Below are 6,284 nucleotides of genomic sequence, written 5' to 3'. Positions count from 1 at the left end.
TTAAATCAGGACAAGGCGACGAAGCCGCAGACGGTACAGATAGTACGGCAAGGCGAGGCAACGCTGTACCGGTTTAAAGTTAATCCACTATAAAAATGTGCTAAAAAATTTTCAATTGACTGAAACCTTTCTGATATTGAGAAAAAAGTAGAAGAAATCAGGGAGGTTCTTCATTTTAAAAATGGTATTGAGCATAAAATTTTAATAACTCATGTTATTGCAAAGATCTCAGATAAACTTAGCCTGACGACCAATGTTGCGTCGCAATATTTATCAGGAAATTTAGCGTGGACTTTATCCGCGCAAAAGCCCCAGTTTACTGCTCGCTCAAAATTCAATTAATAACTAAAAGAGCCACGCAAAAGAAAAAGGAAAGGTCGTCTGAAAACCTGTTTCCAAGTTTTCAGACGACCTTTCTATCGGATGCGACGTTTAACTAAACCAATCAGAAAAATAGCTCGCGCCAGCTGATACGTTGCAGACCGCAGATACGGCCTTTCACTTCCAGCGATTTACCTTTATTCAACAGCAAGCTACGCTGGTCTCCCTCTTTGCCTGAGAAACATTTGTTGTTAGGCGTACCAGAACCATAACCCAGCTCCTTATCCGTACCAGTTCCACCACTATCACCATCGACGGTAACAGGATCGTCTGTACGCTTGTTCGGATCGATAAAGGTAAAGCTAACAATACCTTCTTGAGTCAAACCATTGGCGTATTGCGTACCAAAACCGTCCAGTTTACGCGTAAACGTTTCAGGCGTAAAACGCGCACTACGTTTATTGAGTGCACCGCCGTTATCAGCATTGATGCCGAGGAAGGTCGTGCTGGTTACGGTTGACTTATTGTTGCTGACAGGCATACACAAATCTTTTTCCGCTTCCTCCTTGCCGATGGTCTTACCGCCATCGGAAGTGTACTTGCGTATCGTAACGATGGCAGTACGCAGAATCATAGTCGGCTTAAGTGAAACACGCTCACCTTCGCGCAAATTAATTCTCCAACCTTTTTGGGTTTTGGCAACCTGATTGTTGGTTAGGTAAATATAGCCTTCTTGCCCCTCTTGATCAGGAAGAATCTCCTGTTGCTGCAAATCACTTTCGGAAGCGGCGGTTACGTTCTGATTTTGGGGTAAATCTTCCTCACTGGGTGTAAAATCTTCGTAAATACCATAAATAGATTGTATATCCTTATTAACTAAGTCATTTTGATAAATTTCACTTCCCGTACCGAAAATTACAACATATTTATTCGCACTTCGGCGGGAAACAGCAGGAGCAGAAGTAATCGGCTTACTTGGAGATCCAGTAAAGATTTTAGTAACCATCCAATTATCAGGTTTCTCACCACGTAAATCAAAACGGTACATATTACCGCCACGGTCACCTGCATAGGCAATATCTACTACACCGTCAAAATCAATATCCAAGAGGGCAGGAGTGGACAAACCACCCACGCCACTTTCAACTTTAATTTTCTTCAATAGATTGCCAGCCTTACCAGCATCTTCTCCACGCTTATCGCCAGTACCTACTTCTTTACCCAGCATTTCGTAAATATACAATGCTGTTTCATTTTGCTTATCTGCTGTATCTTCAGCTCGATAACCACTAGCAAGAAAACCTGCATAGCGAATATTTTTGCTTACATCTACCCGACCGTTATTGGCTGGACGGCTTATAGAAATCCTACCGATTTGCGGCGTTCCAACGGTATAGCCTAATTCGTTGACAGCACCTTTTGGCGTTTCAAACAAAGGAACTTTATCGCTCAAAGTAGCCGCATCTAGACCGGTATTGGTGGTTTGATTTTCTTTACCGCCTATATTGAGAGCGTATGCGCCACGTCCACCTTGTCCCATTGCGCCAAACATAAAGACACGTTGCTGAAACTTACTGTCTTGTTCTGCAACAGGGGTCTGACGCAGGGTAAAGCCACCATTTACGCCGTATTTATGGTTTTCAATGGATTTTTCATAATCCGCATGTGCAATGTCTTTCAATACTTTGGCAAGCGTAATCGGGTTGCCTGAAGCATCGTTTTCGCGCTCCATTGCAGAAGGAAGATAGCTGACTTTCAAATCATAAGGATGGTTGCCATCTGTACTTTGGAAAATATGCACCATACCGTCGTTGGCTGCAGCAACCAAATATTTGCGGCGACCATGCTCCTGATTGCCGACTGCGGCAACAGAACCATCCAAAATATCGCCCAAATCACGCTCTCCGGGCTTACGGTCACGGTAAGGCTTGTATGCACTATCATTACTGCCAACTCTGCCCGTCCAATTGAGCAGCTTTTTCCATTCGTCTTTGTCACTACTCTCGATACCAAAATAGGCATTGTCGACTTTATCATCAGAGATGGCGTCGATAAAGTAAGTATTAGAACCCGTGTTGATCAACGTTTTACGATTACCAAAGGAAGGCTGGGTAACCGTACCTTCCCGTCTACCATCACTATTATTCAATTTATCAAATAAAATCTGACTGCTCCAAGAGCGGGCATTCAGCTTAATGGTTGCCGCTAAATCGGGAATACCGCTGCTGGAAGTTGCTGGAGCAGTGCCACCAGTCAATGGAGGAATCGGTTGGCTATGAAGTGCGTCATTTTTAATCGTATCTGTAATGTTTTTAAATGCCGCAACCAAGGCTTCCGATCTATTGGCTTGGTAATACCATTCTTTTTTACTTGCACCGCGTTTCAGATAATTTTCACCATCGACGGTAATATCACCACCAAAACCTACAGTAAATGTCTGAACGGTTTGCTTTTTGTAGTCTCCGAAATCGTTGGGATCGCCGTCCCAACTCTTACCAGCCTCATCCTCTCCACCGACTTTAAAGTCGTTTTCTGCGAGCTTTTTGCTGAAAAAAGCCAAACCGTTCCCACGATCCCAAAACTTATCATATACATACGACCAATTATAAGCCCAATCACATTGAAAACTTCTATCCGCCTCCTGTCTCGGTCCGAAAAATTCAAATGCAGCTTGATAGTCCTTACCGCTATAAGAATTAAAATTTCTCCAACCATTCTCGAAGGTAGCGTAAGCATAGCGACGGTTCTCATAATCAAAAATAGGCACATTATAATCACCGCAATAAGAGCTATAGTTTGCATCACCGTCCGACATCATAATGACATAAGCCTTCTGACAACGATATTTGACCTGTGGCATCACAATCGAACTGACAATTTCAAAATAGCGACGTGTTGCCGGAGTAGCATACTTATGCCGGAGTTTATTAACACGCGCCTTCATTAACTCCGGATCAGAATCAAAAGAATCAGAATCTGATCCACCATTATTATGAAGTGTCTGCAAACCCCAGTTGAATTGATTCTTATATGTGTCAAGAATCTGCTTCAATGCTTCTTGTGTTACCTGCAACCTATTTAAGGGATTTCCGCTCTCATCCACTGCTCCAGGCACAAGCTCGCTCATACTCGCTGAATCATCAATAAAAAACATAATGTTATGTTTAATTTTCGGCTGTTCGGTAATCTGAGATTCGTTTTGCAGGTAGAGCGGGGTTTTGGCAAACTGCGCTTGCGCTTGCGATGCTGCCCCCATCAGGGCGAGCGCGGAGGCGATGCTGTAAATCATCGGACGGACGGTACCGGGGAAACGTGAAAGGTTGTTTTTCATAATGCGTTCTTTTTTCGTAAAATCGTCGGTTGACGGATGATGACGTTGTTTTTATTTTCTCGGAATGTGATTCTAACATTTACAATGTCATTTATGTGCAGTTCCGAATATTTTTTTGCCTGATACAGGGGACAAATGGTGAAAATGAAACAGACCGCATGATTATTAAGGTAGAAACTATCTTAGGATACAACTTGAACGATGTGGCTTTTTGACGTAGAATGCATTGCTTCTACGGCATAGGCAGCTATGCCTGAAAAAGCACGTTACGCAGCAAAATCAAGGCTGCGGGGCGTGTTTTTTTTTAGCCGATATTTTCTCAGGCGGTCTTTTTTGTAAACAATTTTCAGACGACCCCTGCCCGTTTCTGCAAACCGACCATCATCAGGCAAACAGGATTCCATCATGACCACTCCGGCTCTTCTCGTTCTCGCTGACGGCAGCGTATTTCACGGCATATCAATCGGTTACGAAGGTTCGACTTCCGGCGAAGTCGTGTTCAACACTTCCATGACCGGCTATCAGGAAATCCTGACCGACCCGTCCTACTGCAAACAAATCGTTACCCTTACCTACCCCCACATCGGCAATACCGGCACCAACGCCGAAGACGAAGAAAGCCGCAGCGTTTATGCCGCAGGCTTGATTATCCGCGACCTGCCGCTGCTGCACAGCAACTTCCGCGCGTCCGAAAGCCTTCACGACTATCTGGTGCGCAATAAAACCGTCGCCATCGCCGACATCGACACCCGCCGCCTGACCACGCTGCTGCGCGAAAAAGGCGCACAAGGAGGCGCGATTTTGACCGGCGCGGATGCCACGGTTGAAAAAGCGCAAGAACTCATCGCCGCGTTCGGCAGCATGGTCGGCAAAGATTTGGCAAAAGAAGTTTCCTGCCAAGAAGCCTACGAATGGACCGAAGGCGAATGGGCGCTGGGCAAAGGTTTCGTTACCCCTGCCGAACAACCGTTCCACGTTGTCGCCTACGATTTCGGCGTGAAAACCAACATCCTGCGTATGCTTGCCGCACGCGGCTGCCGCCTGACCGTCGTCCCCGCCCAAACCAGCGCGGAAGACGTGTTGGCACTCAACCCAGACGGCGTGTTCCTCTCCAACGGCCCCGGCGACCCCGAGCCTTGCACCTACGCCATCGAAGCCGTGCAAAAACTGATGGCAAGCGGCAAACCCATCTTCGGCATCTGCTTGGGACACCAGCTCATCAGCCTCGCCATCGGCGCAAAAACCCTGAAAATGCACTTCAGCCACCACGGCGCGAACCACCCCGTGCAAGACTTAGACAGCGGCAAAGTCGTCATCACCAGCCAAAACCACGGCTTCGCCGTCGATGCTGACACCCTGCCTGCTAACGCAAGGATTACCCACAAATCCTTGTTCGACAACACCTTGCAAGGCATCGAGCTGACCGACAAACCCGTGTTCTGCTTCCAAGGCCACCCTGAAGCCAGCCCCGGCCCGCAAGATGTCGGCTATCTGTTTGACAAATTCATTGACAATATGAAGGCAGCAAAACAATAAACCGCCTTTTCAGACGACCTCTCAACTCAACAAGGTCGTCTGAACCCCCCCTCAAGTCAGAAAGGAAACCCCATGACTGAAAAACAAATGCGCGTACTCTCCGTCGTCGCTACCCTGACCGCAGTAGGCATGTACGTTTCCTACATCCCGCAAATCCAAAACAACCTCGCAGGCAATCCCGGCTCGCCGTTGCAACCCCTCGTCGCCGCCATCAACTGCACATTATGGGTTGCCTACGGCTTTCTGAAAGAAAAACGCGACTACCCCGTCATGCTGGCAAACGCCCCCGGTATCATTTTGGGCTTGATTACCTTTATCACCAGCTTTTAAGGAAGTTTTCCGACGGCTTGTGCAAAATAAAAACGTAAAAGGTCGTCTGAAAAAAGAAAAAAGATTGTCATCAAGGGGTTTCCCACACCTAATAATAAAAAAATGAACCCGTCCGAAAAACTATTGACCACCGACAACCCCGCCCTGCATCAACGTGCCAAAGCCATGCGTCAAGAAATGAGCGAGGCGGAAGCAAAATTGTGGCAGCACCTGCGGGCAGGCCGTCTGAACGGCTATAAATTCCGCCGCCAGCAGCCGATTGGAAACTATATTGTTGATTTCATGTGCGTAACGCCCAAACTGATTGTCGAAGCAGACGGCGGGCAACATACAGAACAAGCCGCATACGACCACGCGCGGACGGCATATCTCAACAGCTTGGGCTTTACCGTGCTGCGGTTTTGGAATCACGAGATTTTGCAGCAGACAAACGATGTACTGGCGGAAATCCTGCGCGTGTTACAGGAATTGGAAAAGCAGCCTACACGATAGCAGATGGCTGATTTTGATTAAATTATTGAAAATTATAGGATGCAAACCGACTGAATTGAGCATTTATAAAGGTCGTCTGAAAAAGCAAAAAACAGCCTGCACAACCTGTTTCCTCGCAGAACCTTTAACCCTAACAGTCACCCCGTCCTCTCTCCCCGTGGGAGAGAGCTAGAGAGAGGGCAACAAGCCGCAAGGCTTGTATTTGGGAGATTTAGGTGTTGAAAGGTTGCTGAAATTCGGAGATGCCCTCTCCCCAACCCTCCCCCACGGGGGA

At 46.9% G+C, this 6,284-nt stretch carries 4 protein-coding genes; 3 read left to right on the top strand and 1 reads right to left on the bottom strand.

Features of this window, described 5'->3' with window-relative positions:
- Positions 1-445: 445 nt before the first annotated feature.
- A complete protein-coding gene (gene pilC, locus HMPREF3066_RS02320; protein ID WP_321178892.1) occupies positions 446-3,652 on the bottom strand; it encodes a PilC family type IV pilus tip adhesin in 3,207 nt (1,068 codons plus the stop codon).
- Between the two features lie 405 nt (positions 3,653-4,057).
- On the opposite strand from pilC, the gene carA reads away from it, so the two are divergent.
- From carA to HMPREF3066_RS02305, 3 genes are all read left to right on the top strand, one after another.
- Entirely contained in the window at positions 4,058-5,188 is a 1,131-nt protein-coding gene (gene carA, locus HMPREF3066_RS02315; RefSeq protein ID WP_070440202.1) for a glutamine-hydrolyzing carbamoyl-phosphate synthase small subunit, read from the top strand.
- Between the two features lie 72 nt (positions 5,189-5,260).
- On the top strand, positions 5,261-5,518 hold the full coding sequence (locus HMPREF3066_RS02310) for a SemiSWEET family transporter (RefSeq protein WP_003686764.1): 258 nt from the start codon (positions 5,261-5,263) through the stop codon (positions 5,516-5,518).
- Between the two features lie 102 nt (positions 5,519-5,620).
- Positions 5,621-6,010, top strand: a complete 390-nt coding sequence (locus HMPREF3066_RS02305; RefSeq protein ID WP_070440200.1) for an endonuclease domain-containing protein — start codon at positions 5,621-5,623, stop codon at positions 6,008-6,010.
- Positions 6,011-6,284: the final 274 nt, after the last annotated feature.

The organism is Neisseria sp. HMSC03D10, from assembly GCF_001807625.1.
GTDB lineage: Bacteria > Pseudomonadota > Gammaproteobacteria > Burkholderiales > Neisseriaceae > Neisseria > Neisseria mucosa.
The sequence above is the reverse complement of the archived record's forward strand: the minus strand, read 5'-3'. Positions and strand labels throughout refer to the sequence as shown.